We start from the raw sequence: 21,578 nt of genomic DNA on the forward strand, positions 1-21,578 counted from the left end.
GAAAGGAAGTTAATGATGAGAAACCACCTTAAATAGCACAAATCATCAAAATAATTTCTCTTATTTGATTTGACTCTGGAGTGAACTCCAGAGTGTAGAGTTAATCTCAACTAATTTGCATTAACTCTATCTAAGAGGTGCCTATGTTATCCACTTCCCAAAAACATAAGCAATCACAGCACAGTTTTTCATCTTCCCAAAGCTCTTTATCTTCCCAAAAGGAAGAACATCAGGATCACATCAATAATGTAAGTGAGCATTCACATCAATGTCATGATCACAATCACAACCATCCGCATCGCTCTCATGAACATAGCAGCGCACATTGCTCACACAATCATGCACATACTGTACAGGATAACGCTCCCCCCGAATTAACCGCAAGACAGCGTTTTAATTGGATCATCCAAGGCATGGATTGCCCAAGCTGTGCAGGAAAGATCGAAAATGCTGTGAAAAAACTGCCAGAAGCTAAGCAAGTCAAGGTCCTGTTTACAACAGAGAAACTGGTGGTTGACGCTGATATTGATATTCGCGCCTCCGTCGAGCAAGCAGTAAAACAGGCTGGCTTTGAAATCAAGGAGACGGATTCAGCATCTAAACTGCCTCCGGCGGTCAATCACTGGAAAACATTCTCCCCAATTCTTATTCTGACTGCTTTGATGTTTGTCAGTTGGGGAATAACAAAGGTCAATGTTCCCGCAGGGCAGATCGCATTCATCATTACTACGCTAATCGGGTTATATCCGGTCGCGACTAAAGCTATCAAACTGATTCGTTCTGGCACTCCCTTCGCTATTGAAACTTTGATGAGTGTTGCTGCTATTGGCGCCTTGTTTATTGATGCCACCGCAGAAGCCGCGATGGTTATTCTTCTATTCAAATTAGGGGAAATACTGGAATCCTACGCCGCCGGACGCGCCCGCCGTGGCGTTAGTGCCTTGATGGCATTGGTTCCTGATCAAGCCTTATTGATTAAGGATGGAAAAAAGAAAACTATATCAGCGGCTGATTTGCGCCCGGGCGATATCATTGAAATAGCTCCGGGTGCCCGTTTGCCTACCGATGCTGAACTGCTTAGCCCATTTGCCAGTTTCGATGAAAGTGCCCTGACCGGTGAGTCTATTCCGATTGAGCGGCAGCAGGGAGAAAAAGTCGCCGCTGGCTGTCTTTCTGTCGATCGTGCTGTGCAGATGAAAGTAAGTTCTGAACCCGGACACAACGCTATTGACCGCATCCTCCAATTGATTGAAGAAGCTGAGGAACGTCGTGCACCAATTGAGCGTTTTATCGACCGATTCAGTCGCGTCTATACTCCGTTGATTATCTTGTTCTCAGCGCTGGTAGTCTTGATCCCGCCACTGTTCTTTGCTGGCTCATGGGAAACTTGGATCTACCGTGGCCTGACTCTGCTTTTAATTGGCTGTCCGTGTGCGCTGGTCATCTCGACACCTGCCGCAATTACTTCCGCACTGGCCGCAGCAACACGTCGTGGTTCTCTTATCAAAGGTGGAGCGGCATTGGAGCAGCTTGGTGCCGTGAACACAATTGCTCTGGATAAAACCGGTACACTGACAGAAGGAAAACCACAGGTTACTGAAATTGAACCCGCAGAAAATATCAGTGCAGAAACCTTACTGGCACTGGCAGGTGCTGTAGAAAGTGGCTCCCATCACCCATTAGCAAAAGCTATCCTGAATGCGGCAGAAAACAGAGGCGTGACAGTTGTTGAAGCTGAGCATCGCAAAGCACTGGCTGGGATCGGCGTTGAAGGGCAATTGTCAGGACAGAAAATTCTCGTCGCAGCCCCTGGAAGATTGCCGGAAAATACCTTGTCCGAACAATGGAAAAAGAGAGTCACTGAGCTGGAAAATGGTGGAAAAACAGCGGTTGCTGTCACTCGGGATAAGCAATTTGTGGGATTAATAGCGATGCAAGATACCTTGCGTCAGGATGCCATAGACGCTATCCGTCTCTTGAAAAAACAAGGCATCGAAGCAGTGATGCTGACTGGTGACAATCCCCGAGCCGCAGCAGCCATTGCTGGTCAGCTAGGCATTGATTATCGCGCCGGATTGTTACCTGAAGATAAAGTGAAAGCCGTCACTGAATTGAATAAAAAACACTGCACCATGATGGTCGGTGATGGCATCAACGATGCTCCAGCCATGAAAGCCGCCAGCATCGGGGTTGCCATGGGCAGCGGCACCGATGTTGCATTGGAAACGGCAGATGCAGCCCTAACACATAACCGACTGACTGGTTTACCTGAAATTATCGCTCTGTCTCGAACAACTCATTATAACATCCGTCAAAATATCACTATTGCATTGGGCTTAAAGGCAGTATTTCTTATCACGAGTTTATTGGGTATCACGGGGCTATGGATGGCGGTTCTGGCTGATTCAGGAGCCACTGCGTTAGTAACCGCGAACGCGATTCGGCTGTTGCGAGTCAAATCACAGAAACAATAACAGAAATAATAAATGGCGTTTCAATCTACATCGCCACGGACAGGCAAATGGAAAAATAACAAAGGAAATTAACAAGCTGCAAGAAAAGGTGCAGAGCATTAGCATGCACCTTTTCAAAATGATAACGACACAAAATTGCTATTAAGGAAAAAAGAAATAAGGCATCTACCAATAAGCCTAGCATAGCTCCTTTTTTCTGAGCAGATACCGATAAGGAGTTTGCTCTGTCTCCTGAGCGATCAATGCATGATCCATAAAACGACAAAATCCCGGAATATCACGGGTTGTTGCCGGATCATCCGCAATGATCAACAACGTCTGACCAGCAACCATATGGCGGACTGTCTTGCGCACCATCATTACTGGTTCCGGGCAACGTAATCCCAACGTATCAAGAGTTTTGTCAGGGCTGGCGAAAACATCGGACATAACAATCTCTGTAAGTTCAAACAATCTATGGCAATGGATTATATTACAAAATATCATCAACTGCCGTACTTTACTTTTATTGCACAACCCGCGTATGATCCCGGCCACCTGATCTTCAGGTGCATTGATTTTTTGGGTTCCCTCACCCCATCCACCAAAAAGGTACAATATGTTCCGACTGACCGCGCAACAGCGAGCCACGGCATTGATCTGGCTTTCGCTTTTCCACATTTTGATCATTACTTCCAGTAACTATCTGGTGCAATTACCCATCTCCATTTTTGGTTTTCATACCACTTGGGGAGCATTTACATTTCCCTTTATCTTTTTAGCGACTGACCTGACTGTGCGTATTTATGGAGCACCTCTGGCACGCCGGATAATTATTTCCGTCATGCTACCGGCATTGCTGATCTCTTATCTGATCTCCGCTCTATTTTTCCAGGGAACATGGCAGGGATTTGAAACATTGGGAACCTTTAATTTGTTTGTCGCCCGCATTGCGACAGCCAGCTTTATGGCTTATATACTCGGCCAGATATTGGATATTGGTGTCTTCAACCGCCTGCGCCAGAAAAGTCGCTGGTGGATAGCTCCGGCTGCTGCCATGTTTTTCGGTAATATGCTCGATACACTGGCCTTTTTCTTTATTGCATTTTACCGCAGCACTGATGTATTCATGGCAACCCATTGGGTAGAAATTGCTTTGGTGGATTATGCTTTCAAGTTGTTTATCTGCATGCTTTTCTTCCTACCTGTTTATGGCATTCTGTTGAATTTAATTCTGAAATTTTTTTTCACCCAAACGGCAGATAAAACCCCAGCCAAAGCCTGATGATGACTCTCCCTAATCGGGGGAGTCTTCCATTTTCCTCGCAAATCATCCATTTCCTGCTTTTACCCATAACTTATCTATATATTTTGCCGTATAGTGTTGATGGGCAGGTAAAGACAGACTTTGGTATGAAACTGTTCGTAGCCTGCTCCATGCCAGTATTGTGACACTCCATGCCTAATTTCCAGTGAAGAAGGAATATTTCTTATGCTGAAAGTGATCCAGTCTCCATCCAAATATATCCAAGGGCCAGGTGCGTTATCTCACATTGGTCAATACACCAAAATGCTTGCTGACCACGTCTTCGTGATTGCTGATAATTTCGTCATGAATCTTATTGGGGATACCGTCAGCAAAAGCCTAGAAGAACACGAAGTCACCAGCCATTTCGAGCTTTTCAATGGTGAGTGCAGCCGCAATGAAATCCATCGCTTGTCTGCCATTCTGTTGAAACATCAATGTCAGGCTGTCATCGGGATCGGGGGAGGAAAAACGCTTGATACTGCCAAAGCTGTTGCATACGAATCCAAAATACCTGTGATTATTTCTCCTACTCTTGCTTCAACAGATGCACCGACCAGTGCCCTTTCTGTTCTCTACACTGAACTCGGTGAATTCGACAGCTATCTGGTATATCCACAAAATCCCAATATCGTGCTGATGGATACCAATATCGTCGCCAAGGCACCGGTTCGTCTACTTGTCGCAGGCATGGGAGACGCACTCGCTACCTACTTTGAAGCGCGAGCCAACAGCGCTGCCCACAAGCCGACCATGGCTGGCGGGGCAACCTCCACCACAGGTCTGGCGTTGGCAAAACTGTGTTATGACACGTTACTGGCGGAAGGTTACAAAGCAAAAGTGGCGGTCGAAGCAGGCGTCAGTACACCAGCGGTTGAAAATATTGTTGAGGCAAATACCTATCTCAGCGGTATTGGTTTTGAAAGTGCAGGTCTGGCAGCGGCTCACGCCATCCACAATGGCTTCACCGTGCTGGAAGAATGCCATCATCTCTATCACGGCGAAAAAGTCGCGTTTGGTACTCTGACACAATTGATATTGGAAAATAGCACAAGTGAGGAGTTGGAAACGGTACTCGATTTCTGTGTACAAGTAGGTCTGCCAGTCACGCTGGAGCAATTGGGCCTACGTGATAATGAAAAACTGAATCAGAAAATCATGCAAGTCGCCATCGCAAGCTGTGCCGAAGGTGAAACCATTCACAATATGCCATTTGCTGTGACACCAGAGCAGGTTTACGCCGCAATACTGGCCGCAGACCGGATGGGAAAAGATTGGCTGTATTAAGTGATTGCGAAAATAAGTAATTGTGAAAATAAATGATTGTGAAAATGGTTCAGCGGTTGCAGGGCGGGAAATTCCCGCCCTAAAGATTTCTCTCAATTTATCTTCCACTTTTTTATTTTTATACTGCCGCTATTTTTTTAATAATAGACTCAAATATGATGAATAATGTAACGTGTACTGCGACCACCAGCTTCAGTTTTTTCCAAGCAACTGAGTTCTATTAGATGTTTTAAATGTCGGGTCGCAGTTGCACGACTAACTTTAGCAATTTTCTGATATTGACTACTATTGATACCTTGCTGAAAATCACCATCCAACATTCTATTCAATACTTTTATTTGCTCCTGACTCAATTGGCTTTGATCGACACGGCGCCAAAATCGGGTCTTCTTCACTGTACTCTCAATTTGCTGCAATTTATCAATAAGCGTGCTATTAAGTGTTTGTAGAAACCATACCATCCAATTGGTGATATCTAAGCCACTGCGCTGAGTTTGCTCCAGTATTTCGTAATATTGCTTACGACGTTCACAAATACTCACTGACATAGCATAAAACCGAATAGAACGGCTTTCTCCTTGTGCCAATACTAAATCAGTCAGGAATCGAGTAATACGTCCATTACCATCTTCCATGGGATGCAATGTAACAAACCATAAGTGTACGATAGCTGCACGCAAGATTGGATCAAGATTGAATTCATGACGGGATTGATTGAACCAAACAAGAAATTTTGTCATTTCTTCCTGCAATTTTTCGGCAGGTGGAGCTTCAAAATGAACAATAGGATTATCTATTCTACCGGAAACGACCTCTATTCCTCCATGACGCAGCTGACCAGCCTTGATAGGATTAAACAAAGTATAACCTGCGGGAAACATCAATTCGTGCCATTTCAAGATACGTTTCAGCGTCAGCGGTTCGTTATATCTTTCGACTACATCTAAGGCGACTTCTGCCATACCATCGGACTGTTCACTAGTTGGATAGGGTTTAACTTCACTGATCCCTAATCGATTTGCCAATGAAGAGCGTACTGATAATGCATTTAACTTTTCACCTTCTATTTCACAGGAATAGAGAATATTAGCAAGAAGATTGTCCAACGTTGCTTGCTCTGTACTTTCAATGTCAGATTTTCCTAATAACAACCCTTGATTAAAATGAATTTCCCGTAATAGAGGTTTCAGTGCATGCTCATTCCATTGGAAATTAGGCCAATTTTCTTGTTCCCATATCCACATTGAATTTCACCTTATGACGCCTATAGTCGAACTATTCTACTCATTTTGTGAGGCAAATAACAACTCTATTCGCCTCACAAAATGAGGCGAATAGCATACCTAATTGACTCACTGGCTGAAATTATCCTGCTGAATCCAGCGCCCGCGCAAGGTAAAGGTGCAATTGGAGAAAGTCGCTACCACGAAATGTCCCAAAGGAATATTTTGGCAATTCACGCCGATGATCAATTTTCAACGTCTTATCCAGCAGATGACGCATTGGTTTCAAGCTAGTTACTGCATTGACGACAGATACAAATAAAAAATGGGCATGTCCCGTAAGGAGATGCCCATAATTCGATTAACTGTATTCTGTTAATTGTATTCGCTTAACTATGTCGACCAGCGATATCTATTTTGTTGGCTCCGGCCAAATTTTAGCGATATGGCTCAAGCATTCTTCTTTTGTTCCTGTCTTGCAGATTGCCATCCATCCCATCGGGATCTCATACTCAACAGGCCAGACTGAATACTGCTTTTTATCATTAATGACAACCATCCAATTCATGGCATCATTTCCGGTTAACCGTTCCATGCTACAGTCTCCTTTTTGAAACTTTCTGAAAGAACAGCAGGCAGGAACCCAATACCAATCAGGTAACGCAATACCTGATGAACATACTCCGCGGTAATTGTTGGGCAACGGATATCACTTCCCGCTAACCCTGCCAGCGTATTCTTCAGCTCCAGTTCAGGATGAATTTCATCAATATAGGCCGGATCTAACGCACGATAAGGCCTTTCTGTCATATCTCTGATCAGTGGGATTAAGGGATACAATGGGTGAGTATCATCTAGCGCAAGGATCTTATCTTTACCCTCATCAAATGGCACAGAATTGAGGATATAACCAAAATCTTGCACCCAGTCGAAAAATTGCCGGATAGATACCTGCTCTGGATTAAACAAGTTAAAGAATTTCCCATTGGATTCCGACTGCTTGGAGATGTGCACCAGTGAAGCCGCCACATAATCAACCGGCACGATATCAAGCAACAGAGCATGGTCGGGATAGAATCCCATTGCCAAATAACCTTTCAAGGATGCAATCAGATAATCATTCCCCTGTGCAGCCCCTGTACGGGTATGTCCGAGAATTAGTCCTGGCCGATAAATACTGACAGGAACACCTCTTTGACGGGCAATATTGATTATCCCTTCAGATACCCATTTACTTCCCGAATAACCGGAAGGATCACGAACCGACTCACTCATGGCACGATCATCTTCCATATAAGGACGAGGTGATTCTGTAGCAAACAGTGCGTTTACAGAAGAAACATAGTGAAAATGTTTCAAGCGTGTAGTACAGGCCAGATCCAGCGCGGTTCGAGTACCATCAACGTTGATGCTTTTCAAGGCACTATAAGGATAGATGAAATTAACCAGTGCTCCATTGTGGTAAATAACATCAACCTCTTCTGCCAATTGTGTCCATGATTCAGGCAATAAGCCAAAACGCGGCTGTCCCAAATCACCGATAATAAAATCTACACGATCAAGCTTGTTACCTACATCGATATGGTAATTTTTGAATCCAGCCTTGATTCTTTCACGAGCATGTTCTGCATCAGATGCACGGCACAAACAAATGACTCTGGCCGAGGTTTGTTTCAGCAATTGCTCCAGCAAATGCAGCCCAAGATATCCGGTCGCGCCTGTCAGCAATACTTTTTCTGGCTGATACCAATTGGCATGAGCCAATCCATCAGGACGAACTCCCTCTTTTAGGTAAACGTCATTCCTGAGCGTCTCCGCATGCTGACGAATTAACGCTTCGCTATGGTATGTTCCCACGAGCTGAGCGGGATTTGCCTGACGTGCAACCATCATTTCATCCAAAATGGATGCTATTCTGGCAACGGTCGGCTCAACATAGATACCGGAAATCGGAATCCTCATTGAAAACGCTTTTTCAATGTGCTCTACCATGCGGGCGACAAGGATAGAGTGCCCCCCGATTTGGAAGAAATCATCATTGATACCAAATACATCCGTCGCCAGTAAGCGACTCCAAATATCATAAACGCGTTTTTCATTTTCAGTTCGTGGCTGTACCGTGTCATGGCTGGCATTTAATCGTTCCGCGACTTCCTCCAACCGCTTTTTATCTCTTTTGCCACTGCTTGTCAGCGGAATATAAGGGATGCGGAAATATTCGGTCGGTATCCAGGCTTCATGCAGTACTTCCCTGAGAGAAACCTGAGTCTCGCGCACCCAATCCCCTGATACAACCAGATTAGGGTTGAACAGTACAAACGCTTGGATCTTGGCAAAATCACCGCTGCCAGAGACTCGGATAATCGCATCCTGTACACCATTTTGTTTTCTCAATGCAATTTCTATCTCACCTAACTCGATTCGATATCCTCGCACTTTTACCTGATCGTCTTGTCTCCCCATATAAATGAAGGAGCCATCTTCAAGCATACGTGCCATATCTCCCGTTAAATAAGCCCTTTCACCTTCTTGTGCCATATCGGGGACATATCTTTTAGCCGTTTCAGTCGGGTTATTGCGATAGCCTGCGGTCACACCCAATCCACCGATGAGAATTTCTCCCACAGTCCCTTTGGGAACAGGTCGCAGGTGTTTATCCACAATCGTGATACTGGTGCCCGGAATAGGGCCACCCAATTGAACTTTATCACCTTTTTTCATGCAGAACGCGGTTGACCAGATGGTTGTTTCCGTTGGGCCGTAGAGGTTCCATAGTGTGCCTTCGGTAGCAGTCAGTTGATCTGCCAGATCTTGTGACAACGCTTCCCCTCCACAAAGCATGGCCATTTCTGGGCGAGGCTTCCAGCCGGCATTCAGGGCCATTGACCACGTCACAGGTGTTGCCTGGGCGAAAGTGAATTGTGAGCTCGACAGTATTTCAGACAACGCCATTGCATCACGTTGAGTATCAATTGAAGTGATGTAGATACTGCCACCATGAACTACGGTCAGCAGTAGTTCCAAGACGGAGATATCAAAAGAGAACGTCGTCAACGCCAACATATGGTCACGCTGACTGATTGACAACAGTTTGCCAAATCCGCATAGACAAGCGGCCAGATTGTCATGCTGTACTTGTACAGCTTTTGGCAATCCTGTAGAACCGGAAGTGAACATCACATAAGCAGGGTGATCACCCAACACAGGGATATCACTATTCTCTGCTGCTTTGGCTGGAATACCCTTATTTAAGATAGCATCCATAGGAATTAATGTTGATGCCTTAAGATCCGCCGACACAGTATCATCAGATACCAGAATACTTTCCGGCAGACTGGCGAGAATATCATTCAGGCGCTTTTCCGGCATCATGGTATTCAGGGGAATATACACCGCCCCTATTCTCCAAATTGCCTGCATGGTTACAAACCATGAAATACCCCGTTGGGCCGCAACGGCAACATTGCTACCCATTTTGGCACCGTAGTAACGTAAAACATATGCCGCACGCTCAATCCGCTGATCCAATTCACCAAATGTCAACGTTTCATATGGATCAGAAACAGCTATGTCATTTGGTATAATTTTGGCCAACTCAGCTAACCGAGAAGGAACATTTTTAAACCACGGTTTTAGATCTGCTGTCATCTGACTGATATTACTAGTAAATTCTATTTCAACAGCAGGAGATTTTTTTTGCCCAGTAGTAAATGCTGTGTGTAATATTGCCTTATGTGTGTAAGTATTCATAATGATGTTCTCATTCTGAGCCTCATTGATTCCATCAGTTTTAGTGATGAATGGAGGCATTGATGCAGGTAGTCGTTATCTTCCAGTTGCTGCCTACATTCAGTATTTTCAAATACCTTACGTCGACATTAACCGGGATAGAAAAATAAATTGCAAAAAATTTCTTGCGAATTTAATAAATATATTAATTAGTATTAATTTGTAATATTTTATTAATCAAACAATCAACTTATATACATTTGATCATTAATTGGAAGACAGAGTGTATTACGCCTATACAATCCGCAACCATGCCTACAACTAATTGATATTATTATATTTTACAACATAAATAGTCATCCAGACCTACTTAAAAACTGCTGCTCTAAGTATGAATAACCATTTATAGTAATATCTATTATTTTGAATTTTAATTTCAAACATTTTATTTATAACTGCGTTATAAAAAACGCCAAACATGTAAATAAAAATTAAATCATATTAATAAGAAAAACATTATTTAAATAACACCATCAGATAAATAGTACAATCTGTTAAAAACAACAGGCAGGAGCACACTGCCATCTATTTTATTAGATCACATTTATAATAGTTGCTGCACCAGTAAAGCTCCCTAGTAATAATGGGATTTTGTTTGCTAGAGAACATAAACGAACTTTAAATGTACAAAAACAACAAATAAAGCCATTTATTGTGACAAACTTCACGATATTATAAATAAATTATATTTAAAAAGTACTAAATCACTCAAAATCGCCAACTTTACGAAATAATATCTATATTATATTAGCGATACCTCACAGTTATATAAGGTTGCTTTAGCTAATATACTCTTCGATAAAGAAAATAAATAGCTTTAAATTTCATTTAACGCCATCACTGTTTAATGGTGGTAATGTGCTCATACAAAAGTCACGTGGAGATAAATATGTTAAGTATTTTCAAGCCGACGCCTCATAAGGCTCGGTTGCCTGCGCAAGAAATAGATCCACTCTATCGTCGCTTGCGCTGGCAAATTTTTATGGGGATATTCTTTGGGTATGCAGCTTACTATCTGGTAAGAAAAAACTTTGCGTTAGCCATACCGTCTTTGATCGAGCAAGGCTTTTCTAAAGGAGATCTTGGCTTCGCGTTATCAGGTATTTCAATTGCATACGGATTCTCAAAATTCATCATGGGTTCCGTTTCCGACCGCTCGAATCCACGTGTTTTCTTGCCTGCGGGCTTGATACTGGCAGCGGCAGTAATGTTGTTTATGGGCTTTGTACCGTGGGCAACCTCTAGCATTGCCATCATGTTTGTCTTGCTGTTCCTATGTGGTTGGTTCCAAGGTATGGGTTGGCCTCCTTGCGGTCGCACCATGGTTCACTGGTGGTCGCAAAAAGAACGCGGCAGAATTGTTTCTGTCTGGAACTGTGCTCATAACGTTGGTGGAGGCATTCCACCATTACTGTTCATGTTGGGTATGGCTTGGTTCAATGACTGGAAAGCTGCGTTTTATATGCCAGCATTTGCAGCGATTCTCGTGGCAATAATCGTTTTCACCTTAATGCGCGATACACCGCAATCCTGTGGTTTACCGCCAATCGAAGAATACAAAAACGACTATCCGGTTGATTATACGGAAAAAAATGAAAAGGAACTGACAGCAAAAGAAATTTTCATGCAGTACGTTTTGCCGAACAAATTGCTGTGGATGATCGCAATTGCCAACGTATTCGTATACTTGCTGCGCTACGGTATTCTTGACTGGTCACCAACTTACTTGAAGGAAGTGAAACACTTTGCCATGGATAAATCCTCTTGGGCTTATTTCCTGTATGAGTATGCGGGTATTCCAGGTACGTTATTGTGTGGCTGGATGTCTGACAAAGTATTCAAAGGTAACCGTGGTGCAACTGGCGTATTCTTCATGATACTCGTCACTATCGCAACTATCGTGTTCTGGATGAACCCTGCGGGTAACCCGAATATTGATATGTTCTGTATGCTGGTTATCGGCTTCCTGATTTACGGCCCAGTTATGCTGATCGGCCTGCATGCGCTGGAACTGGCACCGAAAAAAGCAGCAGGGACAGCAGCAGGCTTTACCGGTTTGTTCGGCTATCTGGGTGGCTCGGTTGCAGCCAGTATCATCGTCGGTTACACCGTTGACTTCTTTGGTTGGGATGGCGGCTTTATGGTTATGATCGGCGGTAGCACCCTCTCTGTTATCCTACTTTTGTTTGTCATGTTAAGTGAAAATAAACACAAGCAGGAAATTTCCCGTCAGGGTCAGTGATATAATTAATAAAGACACTAATTAATAACTATATCAATCGCAGTACAATTTTATTGTACTGCGATTTCATTAGAAATACTGAATATTTGGAACCAAAGTAGTTAAGTATCTTATACATTGATAAATACGTTATTTTCTTTCACATTACATATATTTTCTTAAGGAAGAAAATACTTAGCCTCCCCCTAAAAAAGATGTTCTTCTTCCAAAAAAATAGTATTTTCAGAGTGTTCAAATGAAGTATTCGTAAAGGATTCACATTGTCTCCTACATTAATTAATGATAAGTATCTCTTACTTTATTAGTGTCCATTTATATGATTTATAGTGACTATTTGACTATTATTTAAATATAAAAAAATCGATTCTATCTTATAATTTTGTTCATTTAATAACAGATAGAATAAGGCTAATCATAAATAGAATCTAAAGAAAAAATTTTATGTCATAAAACTGTGACATACTTCTGGTAAAACCAATATTCAGGATTGTATTACGCTATTATTTTATATAAAAAGCAATCTGAATAATCACCCTATTCTTCTGGCTGATGATAAAAAATCAGTGAAACGATCAGCAGTATAATTTCTTATTTAAGATTTTTATTAGAATATATGGAGAATCCCAATGCAGACCCCCATCAAAGCAATCATGGCAGGCATTCTGTTAGCATCATCAATGTCAGGCATTGCGTATGCTGCTGATAAAACTGATAAAATAGTCATCGCCCATCGTGGTGCCAGCGGTTACTTGCCTGAACATACATTGCCCGCCAAAGCAATGGCCTATGCACAAGGTGCTGATTATCTTGAGCAAGATCTGGTAATGACTAAAGATGACCAGCTCATTGTATTACACGATCATTATCTTGATCGCGTAACCGATGTTGCAGAACGTTTTCCCAATCGCGCCCGTGCTGATGGCCGCTACTATGCCATCGATTTTACTCTGCCAGAAATTAATTCACTGAAATTTACTGAAGGTTTTGATATCAAGAATGGCAAAAAAGCCCAAAGCTATCCTGGTCGTTTCCCGATGGGGAAATCAGATTTCCACATTCATACCTTTCAGGAAGAACTTGAATTTATTCAAGGTCTGAATAAGTCCACAGGCAAAGACATTGGCATCTATCCTGAGATCAAAGCACCGTGGTTCCATCGTCAGGAAGGCAAAGATATCACAAACAAAGTGCTGGAAGTCCTGAAACAATATGGCTACACCAAAAAGAGCGATAAAGTTTACCTGCAATGCTTTGATGCCAATGAACTCAAACGCATCAAAAATGAGCTAGAGCCGAAACTGGGCATGGATCTGAAACTGGTTCAGCTTATCGCTTACACCGACTGGAAGGAAACTTACGAACAAAAACCAGATGGCACATGGCAGAATTATAGCTATGAGTGGATGTTTAAACCTGGTGCGATGAAAGAAGTGGCAAAATATGCTGATGGAATTGGCCCTGATTACCACATGCTTATCGCCAATGACTCTAAACCAAACAACATTAAGTTGACCAGCATGGTGAAAGAGGCCCACGCCAGCCATCTGGTGGTACACCCGTACACCATCCGTATCGATCAATTGCCGAAATATGCCACCAGCGGCGATCAATTATTCGATATTGTTTTCAACAAAGCTAATGTCGATGGCGCATTCACAGATTTTCCTGATTTAGCAGTGAAGTTTCTGGAAAAACATCACGAACATAAATAATCAGAGCAGGTAAAATAAAGGGGCAGTCCAAGACTGCCCCAATAGAAACTAACGGAACTGGGTATATGACATAAATAATGTTGTCACGAGATCCCCACAGGAAAAGCAATAACTTCACTAATCCGATCAGCACCCAATGCCAGCATAATCAGACGATCCACCCCCAATGCCACGCCAGCACATTCAGGCATTCCATGAGCAAAAGCAGCAAGCAGATATTCATCAATAGGCTGAACAGGCAACCCCATCGCTTCACGTTTGCGGTTATCCTGCTCGAAACGAAGACGCTGTTCATTGCTGTCCGTCAGTTCACGAAAACCATTCGCCAACTCCATGCCCTTGAAATAGACTTCAAAACGCTCCGCAACTCGGTGATCTTCCTTGCTGATTTCGGCCAATGCGGCTTGAGAAGCAGGGAAGTGATAGATAAATGTCGGTTTTTCAATGCCGATCTGAGTTTCTACACCCATGACGAAAAGCAGTTGCAATAAAGTATCCCGATCTTCTTCCTGCTCGGCGATATTACTGAGATCGAGTTTCGCCGCTACTTCACGCAATTTTTCTTTGCTTGCAGTAAGAGGATCGATATTCAGATATCGAATGAAGGCCTGTTGGTAAGAAAGTGATTCGGCACTTTTACAATCCAAGACCTGTTGCAACAGATCATCCACTTCATTCATTAAGCGGTACATGTCGTAGTGCTGACGATACCACTCCAACATGGTGAATTCTGGATTATGATGACGGCCTGCTTCCTCATTGCGGAAACTTTTCCCCATCTGATAAATGGAACCACTTCCGGCTGCCAACAAACGCTTCATGTGATATTCAGGGCTAGTCATCAGGTACAGAGTCAAACCATCTGCCGCTCCCGGCCCAACGAACTGTGTCTGGAAAGGTACCAGATGAACGTCGGTGACAGTCGCTTGACTCATGGCAGGAGTTTCAACTTCCAACACCCCACGTTCTGCGAAAAAGCGCCGTATTTCTGTTAGAATCTCCGCCCTTTTCAATAAATTAGCGATAGGGGCACTTGGCTGCCAATTCGCGACCTCGTTCATGTTGCTATGACTCCAAAATAAAACAAAACGCGCAGTCTACCTGCATTAAGTCAGCCAGACAATTCATTGTCTTAAACTTATTGCCTGTAACTTCCCATTTTAATTTTTAATTATGTAAAAAATAACCCGAATCTGATAGAGCAAAAAAGAATATCAGTTTTTGCCCTGCCAGTAATGCTCATACTTATGCAATCATAACGACATATGCAATCATAACTAATTAAAAATAACAATAAAAAATATTTTGTTTTTTAACCAAGAGAACTTTCAAATACATAAGGACATGAACACAATTAACATAAATATAAAAAATAGTTTTATACAAAATCCAAACCCGCTAACTAAATTGACTAAAATAACAAAACAATTCGGGCAGTATTATTTAGCCACTAGCGCTTCTTAGTCATTGTTTATAATTAAAAACTATTACCATCAGAAAAATAAAAACAATTCAGCCAAATAATGTTTCATAACAATGTCATATTCACAACCTAGCTACTGTAAAGAAATAAAATAGACTAACTAATCACTATACCCTTTTCATTTCGAACCCAAAAATCAGAATATATTAACATTATGTTGATAGTATAAAAATAAATTCAACTATATCTAAATGATTTATTTATAAAATAAAGCACCTCACATCCATGTCCATAAATTAATAACTATTATTTATTGTAGTTATAATACCACTGAGCAAAAAACATGCTAAAGATCACATTTTATCGGCAAAATCCTGCAAAACCCGCATTCATATCAAATTTACGCGCTCAACAATCCGTTATACTTAAACCATACAAAAAGTAATAGATATCGCCCCTAAATCGTTAAGACATAAAAAAATTACCTTCAATACTTCGTTAAACAAGAAAAATTGTTTCACTTGAACAATGGAGAAGAGCAGTGCAAACCTTCAATGTCGACCTCGCGATTATCGGAGCTGGTGGCGCTGGGCTACGAGCTGCTATCGCTGCTGCTGAAGCCAATCCTCAACTCAAAATCGCCTTGCTCTCAAAAGTTTATCCTATGCGTAGCCATACTGTGGCCGCAGAAGGTGGATCAGCCGCAGTCACCCAATCGCACGATTCCTATGACTTTCACTTCAATGACACAGTATCCGGTGGTGACTGGCTGTGCGAACAAGGTGTGGTGGAGTATTTTGTCAAACATTGCCCGACCGAAATGATCCAATTGGAACAATGGGGTTGCCCGTGGAGCCGTAAGGAAGATGGTTCCATTAATGTTCGTCGTTTCGGAGGCATGAAAATTGAACGCACGTGGTTTGCCGCCGATAAAACTGGCTTTCATATGCTCCATACGCTATTTCAAACATCCCTCAAGTACCCGCAAATCCAGCGCTTTGATGAGCATTTTATCCTCGATATTTTGGTAGATGAAGGACAAGCGCGCGGATTGGTTGCGCTGAATATGATGGAAGGAACGAAAGTTCAGATCCGCGCCAATGCAATCATTATGGCAACAGGCGGAGCCGGTCGCGTATACCGTTACAATACCAATGGCGGCATTGTCACTGGTGATGGCATGGGAATCGCATTCCGTCACGGAGTCCCATTGCGCGATATGGAATTTGTGCAGTATCACCCAACAGGCCTGCCCGGTTCCGGCATTTTGATGACGGAGGGCTGCCGCGGTGAAGGCGGGATTCTGGTGAACAAGGACGGCTATCGTTATCTACAGGATTATGGGTTGGGGCCAGAAACGCCTCTTGGACATCCTGAAAACAAATATATGGAATTAGGTCCGCGCGACAAAGTGTCTCAAGCATTCTGGCATGAGTGGCGTGCAGGCCGCACCATCGCCACGCCACGCGGTGATGTGGTACATCTGGATTTACGCCATTTGGGTGAGAAAAAGCTGCTCGAACGTCTGCCGTTTATCTGTGAGCTGGCAAAAGCCTATGTCGGTGTTGATCCGGTCAAAGAGCCAATTCCTGTTCGCCCAACTGCACATTACACCATGGGCGGAATCGAAACTAATCAGCAATGTGAGACCCGCATCAAAGGGCTGTTTGCGGTTGGAGAATGTTCTTCTGTTGGCTTACATGGCGCAAACCGCCTCGGTTCTAACTCTCTGGCTGAACTGGTTGTGTTTGGTCGTTTGGCCGGTGAAGAGGCGGTCAAACATATTCAGGGCGTCGAACCCGCCAACGACAATGTATTGAATGCTCAAGCCCGTGATGTCGAAGATAAACTCAATAAGCTGCTAAACCAGAAAGGCGGTGAAAACTGGGCGAAAATCCGCGATGAAATGGGGACGTCAATGGAAGAAGGATGCGGTATTTACCGTACACCAGAGCTGATGCAGAAAACCATCGACAAAATTGCTGAATTAAAAGAACGCTTCAAGCATATCCAAATTAGCGATCATTCCAGCGTATTCAATACGGATCTGCTCTATACCATCGAATTGGGATTCAGTTTAGATGTTGCTGAGTGTATGGCTCATTCCGCCATGAACCGTAAAGAGTCACGTGGTGCTCACCAGCGTCTTGATGAGGGTTTTACCGAACGCGACGATGAGAATTTCTTGAAACATACGCTGGCCTTCTATAATCCTGAAGGTGCTCCACGACTGGAATACAGTAATGTGAAGATCACCAAATCTCAACCAGCGAAGCGGGTATATGGGGGCGAAGCGGCTGCACAAGAGAAACAACAGAAGGAGCAAGCGAATGACTGAGATGAAAAACCTGAAAATGGAAGTCATGCGCTATAACCCGGAAATTGACAGTGAACCTCATTTCGTCACTTATGAAGTGCCTTACGATGAGCAGACTTCACTGTTGGATGCGTTGGGTTACATCAAGGACAATCTGGCACCAGACCTTTCTTACCGCTGGTCTTGCCGCATGGCAATCTGTGGTTCTTGCGGCATGATGGTAAATCGTGTACCAAAATTGGCATGTAAGATATTTCTGCGCGATTATGCCCAAGGAATGAAAGTTGAAGCACTGGGCAATTTCCCAATTGAGCGGGATTTAGTGGTAGATATGACTCATTTTATTGAGAGTCTGGAAGCCATCAAACCCTATATTATCGGCAATAATCGCAAACCCGCTGATGGCCCGAATGTGCAGACACCAGCCCAAATGGCAAAATACCATCAGTTTTCAGGCTGTATCAACTGTGGCCTGTGCTACGCCGCCTGTCCTCAATTTGGCTTGAATCCTGAGTTTATTGGGCCTGCTGCGGTCACATTAGCACACCGCTATAACCTTGATAACCGCGACCACGGCAAAAAAGAACGTATGCCGCAAATCAACAGTGACAATGGAGTCTGGTCTTGTACTTTCGTTGGTTATTGCTCTGAAGTGTGCCCGAAGCATGTTGATCCAGCGGGAGCTATTCAGCAAAGCAAAGCAGAAAGTGCCAAAGATTTCATTATCTCCATACTGAAACCACAATAAGGGAGGGAAGAGTAATGACAACAAAACGCAAACCTTATGTACGTGGCATGGAAGCTAATTGGTGGCAAAAACTGGGATTTTATCGCTTTTATATGCTACGCGAAGGCACATCTGTCCCTACTGTTTGGTTCAGCTTGCTGGTGCTTTACGGTGTGTTTGCCCTGAAAGATGGCCCGGAAAGCTGGGCGGGATTTGTCTCTTTCTTGCAGCACCCTGCTGTGCTGTTGATTAACATCATCACCCTGCTGGCAACCTTGCTGCATACAAAAACATGGTTTGAGCTGGCTCCGAAGGCTCTCAATATCATTGTCAAAAATGAGAAAATGTCACCCGAGCCGATTATCAAGCTGCTATGGGCAACCACCATTATTGCTACTGCCGTGATTCTCGGCGTTGCACTGTTTTTCTAGCCCCAAGGAGGATCTGATGAATCAAGTACCTAAGCGTTCCGATGAACCGATTTTCTGGGGTCTGTTTGGTGCTGGCGGGATGTGGAGCGCTATTGTTGGCCCTGCAATTATTCTGTTGCTGGGCATTCTGATACCATTCGGTCTGGTACCAGAAGTGCTTTCTTATGAGCGTATCCTGACATTTTGCCAAAGTTTTATTGGTCGCATCTTTTTGCTGCTGATGATCTGCCTGCCACTGTGGTGCGGAATGCACCGTATCCACCACGGAATGCACGATTTGCAAATTCATGTTCCCGCCAGTAAATGGATATTCTATGGTGCTGCCGCGATTTTGAGTGTTGTTGCCTTAATTGGGGTTTTTACTCTGTAATTGTAATAGCTGTAATTGCGATAATCGGCAAGTAATCTTGGGAACAAGTCTGCGGATAAACCGCAGACTTGTTAAGAAAGGTATTTAAGACATTTTTATCAGAATTTATAAGAAATTGTCGCTTTATATGTGCGGCCTTTCTCTTCTTGCCCTTGATATTGTTTCAAATAGTAAGAATGTTCGTTGTAACGTTTATCGAAGAGATTATCGATACCAAACAGGAGTTCTGTATTTTTAAATACCCCTGTTTTTGGTGCCCAAGAGATATACATATTGCTTACGCCATATCCAGATTTATGGATGCCGACAATATTATTTTTCTCTTTACCCTTTGAATTTTTTGACGATACAAATCGGGAATTCCAACCGAGCTCAATGTCAGTTTGGTCAAATAAGTAACTGGCTCCTACCGTCATAGAGTCACCTACTGACGGCATAAATTCTAATTCTTTATCAAACAACGTATTGCCATTAACAATCTTGTTATTGGCTTTGGCGTAAGTGGCCTTTAAAGACCAGTTCTCAATTTTATAGCCAGTCGCTAATTCAAACCCTTCCAGTCTGGCTTTCGGGATATTGTGTAGTTCACTCTTAGCTAATGTTGTAGACAAGTTTTTGAAATTCGTTTGGAACACCTTACCCGATACAACCAATGAGTCATTGTCGGTAAAAATATCAGAGTAAGAACCAGCCAATCCGGTCTCTAAGTTATAACCGGTTGTTTCTACTAAATTATTTCCATGATTGGTTGGTCTCATCAGTTCTTTGCCCAATGGACCTCTAAAGAGTTCAGTATAATTGGCAAATAATGTGGTTGATGCCCCAAGTTCGTATTTCAAGCCAAGCGCTTTTGAAAAGCGGGCATACGTTCTCTCAAAGGGTTCATCTTTTCTATTAATAGTATGATATTTATAATGATCCCATCTAATACCCGGTATCACATGAAAATCCGCAATCTGAATATCATCTTCTAAATAAAAAGAGGAAGCATCTGCTTTTTCTAACTCTTTATTATGTTCATTTTCGTCTACATCAGTGTATCTCATTCTGGTATCAAAATATTCATATCCATAGGTTACAGCATGAAATACATTTGAGGTGTCAAAACTAGAGGTATTACGAACTTTAATTCCTTGGGTTTCTACAATACTATCAAACCCTTTACCATTTCCGCTTACAGATCTCATATGGGTAGAGGTTTGTTCTGTATGATAAGCTGATATTTTCAAATCAATCAGGTCATTATTCACTGGCGTATAGCCATAAGTGATATTATGGGTATCACGGTCTATAGCATACTTTGCCTTTTTCCCTTTATTTACATCCTGTCCAAAATTCAATCTATTGCTAGTTTCTGCATCATTCTTATAATGTTCTTTTGATACATTAATATACTGCTCATCTGTCAGATTAAATTTAGCTTTTAATAAATAGTTAAACAGTTTTCCATCTGTAGGGATTGAGTCTCGTCCATTGCTGTCTCGACCAGATTTAGAATTACTCATATTCCGATGGTTAAAGTAACCTAGTAAATCAACGGCCCCCAATCTTCCGTATGTTGCTAAAGATTGTTGGAATTCAGAACCATTACTTACATAGTTTAATTTTCCTTTTGCGCCAAATAGTTGGCCCGGCTCTAATAAATCACCAGCATCGACCGTTTCAAATTTCAACGCACCAGCAACAGCACCTGTATCGTAAGTAATACTGTTACTACCAACCTTGATATCAATCTGCTTTAACATTTCAGGGTCTATGCCGTAGTTCCCTGCATGATGGAAGTGATATCCTTCTTGTCTTGCGCCATCAATGGTCACATTGATGAATTGATCATCCATGCCACGAATTTTAAAACGTTGTCCTATAGCGCTAGGATGACCTGCTTGTACTCCAGGGACATTCTTTAATATTTCTCCCACACTTTGTGGCTGTCTGACTTTTATTTCATTTTTGCTGACTTTTTGATCTGCCTGTCCATCGTTATTACTATTGTTATCCGCAATAACAACCAGAGTATCTCCAGTCGCAGGCGACTTTTGTTTAGTATTTTCAGTGATTGCAAATGCGTTAGTAGAGATAGCAATAAACATAGAAGCTGACATCAAAGGTACACACAAACCATTTTTAGCTAAGCAAGTGTAAATTGGGGTAATTTTGAACATATATTTTTCAAGGAGTAATATTATTGAGAAGCATTATTATTTACATTTCCATGAAAATGTAAATAACTTTAAAGAACTATCACGTCATGTATTTATATCATGTATCTATATGTAGGAAGTGGAAACACATGAAGTT

At 42.6% G+C, this 21,578-nt stretch carries 16 protein-coding genes; 9 read left to right on the forward strand and 7 right to left on the reverse strand.

Going from position 1 to position 21,578, the window contains the following annotated elements; genetic code table 11:
* The first annotated feature begins 143 nt into the window (after positions 1-143).
* Entirely contained in the window at positions 144-2,474 is a 2,331-nt protein-coding gene (locus BM135_RS04855) for a zinc/cadmium/mercury/lead-transporting ATPase (protein WP_092518400.1), read from the forward strand.
* A gap of 177 nt (positions 2,475-2,651) precedes the next feature.
* Here BM135_RS04855 and tusA read toward each other — a convergent pair whose 3' ends face one another.
* Positions 2,652-2,903, reverse strand: a complete 252-nt coding sequence (gene tusA, locus BM135_RS04860; RefSeq protein WP_092518441.1) for a sulfurtransferase TusA — start codon at positions 2,901-2,903, stop codon at positions 2,652-2,654.
* A 169-nt stretch (positions 2,904-3,072) separates the two neighbouring features.
* Here tusA and BM135_RS04865 point away from each other — a divergent pair, with 169 nt between their 5' ends.
* Both BM135_RS04865 and BM135_RS04870 read left to right on the forward strand, forming a co-directional pair.
* Positions 3,073-3,738, forward strand: a complete 666-nt coding sequence (locus BM135_RS04865) for a 7-cyano-7-deazaguanine/7-aminomethyl-7-deazaguanine transporter (RefSeq protein WP_092518401.1) — start codon at positions 3,073-3,075, stop codon at positions 3,736-3,738.
* A gap of 207 nt (positions 3,739-3,945) precedes the next feature.
* Positions 3,946-5,046 (forward strand): glycerol dehydrogenase, encoded by a 1,101-nt coding sequence (locus BM135_RS04870; RefSeq protein WP_092518402.1) that lies wholly within the window; start codon positions 3,946-3,948, stop codon positions 5,044-5,046.
* A gap of 149 nt (positions 5,047-5,195) precedes the next feature.
* On the opposite strand, the gene BM135_RS04875 is transcribed toward BM135_RS04870, so the two are convergent.
* From BM135_RS04875 to BM135_RS04885, 4 genes are all read right to left on the reverse strand, one after another.
* Positions 5,196-6,290, reverse strand: coding sequence for a Fic family protein (locus BM135_RS04875; RefSeq protein WP_092518403.1), 1,095 nt, complete (start codon positions 6,288-6,290; stop codon positions 5,196-5,198).
* A 121-nt stretch (positions 6,291-6,411) separates the two neighbouring features.
* The gene (locus BM135_RS16880; protein ID WP_175485955.1) at positions 6,412-6,558 is read right to left on the reverse strand and encodes a hypothetical protein; all 147 of its coding nucleotides are present in this window, start codon (positions 6,556-6,558) and stop codon (positions 6,412-6,414) included.
* 123 nt (positions 6,559-6,681) lie between these two features.
* Entirely contained in the window at positions 6,682-6,864 is a 183-nt protein-coding gene (locus tag BM135_RS04880) for an MbtH family NRPS accessory protein (RefSeq protein ID WP_092518404.1), read from the reverse strand.
* The gene (locus BM135_RS04885; RefSeq protein WP_092518443.1) at positions 6,852-10,019 is read right to left on the reverse strand and encodes a thioester reductase domain-containing protein; all 3,168 of its coding nucleotides are present in this window, start codon (positions 10,017-10,019) and stop codon (positions 6,852-6,854) included. The genes BM135_RS04880 and BM135_RS04885 overlap by 13 nt, the downstream gene beginning before the upstream one ends.
* Positions 10,020-10,947: 928 nt before the next feature.
* Between BM135_RS04885 and glpT the strand changes: the two genes are divergently transcribed.
* Positions 10,948-12,300: a glycerol-3-phosphate transporter gene (glpT, locus tag BM135_RS04890; protein WP_092518405.1), complete on the forward strand. Its 1,353-nt coding sequence runs from the start codon at positions 10,948-10,950 to the stop codon at positions 12,298-12,300.
* Positions 12,301-12,926: 626 nt separating this feature from the next.
* Positions 12,927-14,012: a glycerophosphodiester phosphodiesterase gene (gene glpQ, locus BM135_RS04895; RefSeq protein ID WP_092518406.1), complete on the forward strand. Its 1,086-nt coding sequence runs from the start codon at positions 12,927-12,929 to the stop codon at positions 14,010-14,012.
* 83 nt (positions 14,013-14,095) lie between these two features.
* On the opposite strand, the gene epmA is transcribed toward glpQ, so the two are convergent.
* Positions 14,096-15,073, reverse strand: coding sequence for an elongation factor P--(R)-beta-lysine ligase (epmA, locus tag BM135_RS04900; RefSeq protein WP_092518407.1), 978 nt, complete (start codon positions 15,071-15,073; stop codon positions 14,096-14,098).
* A 903-nt stretch (positions 15,074-15,976) separates the two neighbouring features.
* Between epmA and frdA the strand changes: the two genes are divergently transcribed.
* From frdA to frdD, 4 genes are read left to right on the forward strand one after another with little or no spacing between them, the layout of a single operon-like run.
* Complete coding sequence (gene frdA, locus BM135_RS04905) at positions 15,977-17,773, forward strand: fumarate reductase (quinol) flavoprotein subunit (RefSeq protein WP_092518408.1); 1,797 nt, start codon at positions 15,977-15,979, stop codon at positions 17,771-17,773.
* On the forward strand, positions 17,766-18,500 hold the full coding sequence (locus BM135_RS04910; RefSeq protein ID WP_092518409.1) for a succinate dehydrogenase/fumarate reductase iron-sulfur subunit: 735 nt from the start codon (positions 17,766-17,768) through the stop codon (positions 18,498-18,500). Before frdA ends, BM135_RS04910 begins: the two co-directional genes overlap by 8 nt.
* A 14-nt stretch (positions 18,501-18,514) precedes the next feature.
* The gene (frdC, locus tag BM135_RS04915) at positions 18,515-18,910 is read left to right on the forward strand and encodes a fumarate reductase subunit FrdC (protein WP_092518410.1); all 396 of its coding nucleotides are present in this window, start codon (positions 18,515-18,517) and stop codon (positions 18,908-18,910) included.
* A 16-nt stretch (positions 18,911-18,926) separates the two neighbouring features.
* Positions 18,927-19,280: a fumarate reductase subunit FrdD gene (gene frdD / locus BM135_RS04920; protein WP_092518420.1), complete on the forward strand. Its 354-nt coding sequence runs from the start codon at positions 18,927-18,929 to the stop codon at positions 19,278-19,280.
* A gap of 98 nt (positions 19,281-19,378) precedes the next feature.
* Here the strand turns inward: frdD and BM135_RS04925 are convergent, their stop codons facing one another.
* Entirely contained in the window at positions 19,379-21,442 is a 2,064-nt protein-coding gene (locus BM135_RS04925; RefSeq protein WP_092518421.1) for a TonB-dependent receptor domain-containing protein, read from the reverse strand.
* Positions 21,443-21,578 lie beyond the last annotated feature (136 nt).

Origin of the sequence: Xenorhabdus japonica (assembly GCF_900115195.1) — a bacterium.
GTDB classification, from domain to species: Bacteria; Pseudomonadota; Gammaproteobacteria; order Enterobacterales; family Enterobacteriaceae; genus Xenorhabdus; species Xenorhabdus japonica.

Excerpts from the sequence above, each read along its gene's own strand:
- BM135_RS04855 (WP_092518400.1), top strand. The coding sequence starts at position 144 with ATGTTATCCACTTCCCAAAAACATAAGCAATCACAGCACAGTTTTTCA.
- tusA (WP_092518441.1), bottom strand. The coding sequence starts at position 2,903 with ATGTCCGATGTTTTCGCCAGCCCTGACAAAACTCTTGATACGTTGGGA.
- BM135_RS04865 (WP_092518401.1), top strand. The coding sequence starts at position 3,073 with ATGTTCCGACTGACCGCGCAACAGCGAGCCACGGCATTGATCTGGCTT.
- BM135_RS04870 (WP_092518402.1), top strand. The coding sequence starts at position 3,946 with ATGCTGAAAGTGATCCAGTCTCCATCCAAATATATCCAAGGGCCAGGT.
- BM135_RS04875 (WP_092518403.1), bottom strand. The coding sequence starts at position 6,290 with ATGTGGATATGGGAACAAGAAAATTGGCCTAATTTCCAATGGAATGAG.
- BM135_RS04880 (WP_092518404.1), bottom strand. The coding sequence starts at position 6,864 with ATGGAACGGTTAACCGGAAATGATGCCATGAATTGGATGGTTGTCATT.
- BM135_RS04885 (WP_092518443.1), bottom strand. The coding sequence starts at position 10,019 with ATGAATACTTACACACATAAGGCAATATTACACACAGCATTTACTACT.
- glpT (WP_092518405.1), top strand. The coding sequence starts at position 10,948 with ATGTTAAGTATTTTCAAGCCGACGCCTCATAAGGCTCGGTTGCCTGCG.
- glpQ (WP_092518406.1), top strand. The coding sequence starts at position 12,927 with ATGCAGACCCCCATCAAAGCAATCATGGCAGGCATTCTGTTAGCATCA.
- epmA (WP_092518407.1), bottom strand. The coding sequence starts at position 15,073 with ATGAACGAGGTCGCGAATTGGCAGCCAAGTGCCCCTATCGCTAATTTA.
- BM135_RS04910 (WP_092518409.1), top strand. The coding sequence starts at position 17,766 with ATGACTGAGATGAAAAACCTGAAAATGGAAGTCATGCGCTATAACCCG.
- frdC (WP_092518410.1), top strand. The coding sequence starts at position 18,515 with ATGACAACAAAACGCAAACCTTATGTACGTGGCATGGAAGCTAATTGG.
- frdD (WP_092518420.1), top strand. The coding sequence starts at position 18,927 with ATGAATCAAGTACCTAAGCGTTCCGATGAACCGATTTTCTGGGGTCTG.
- BM135_RS04925 (WP_092518421.1), bottom strand. The coding sequence starts at position 21,442 with ATGTTCAAAATTACCCCAATTTACACTTGCTTAGCTAAAAATGGTTTG.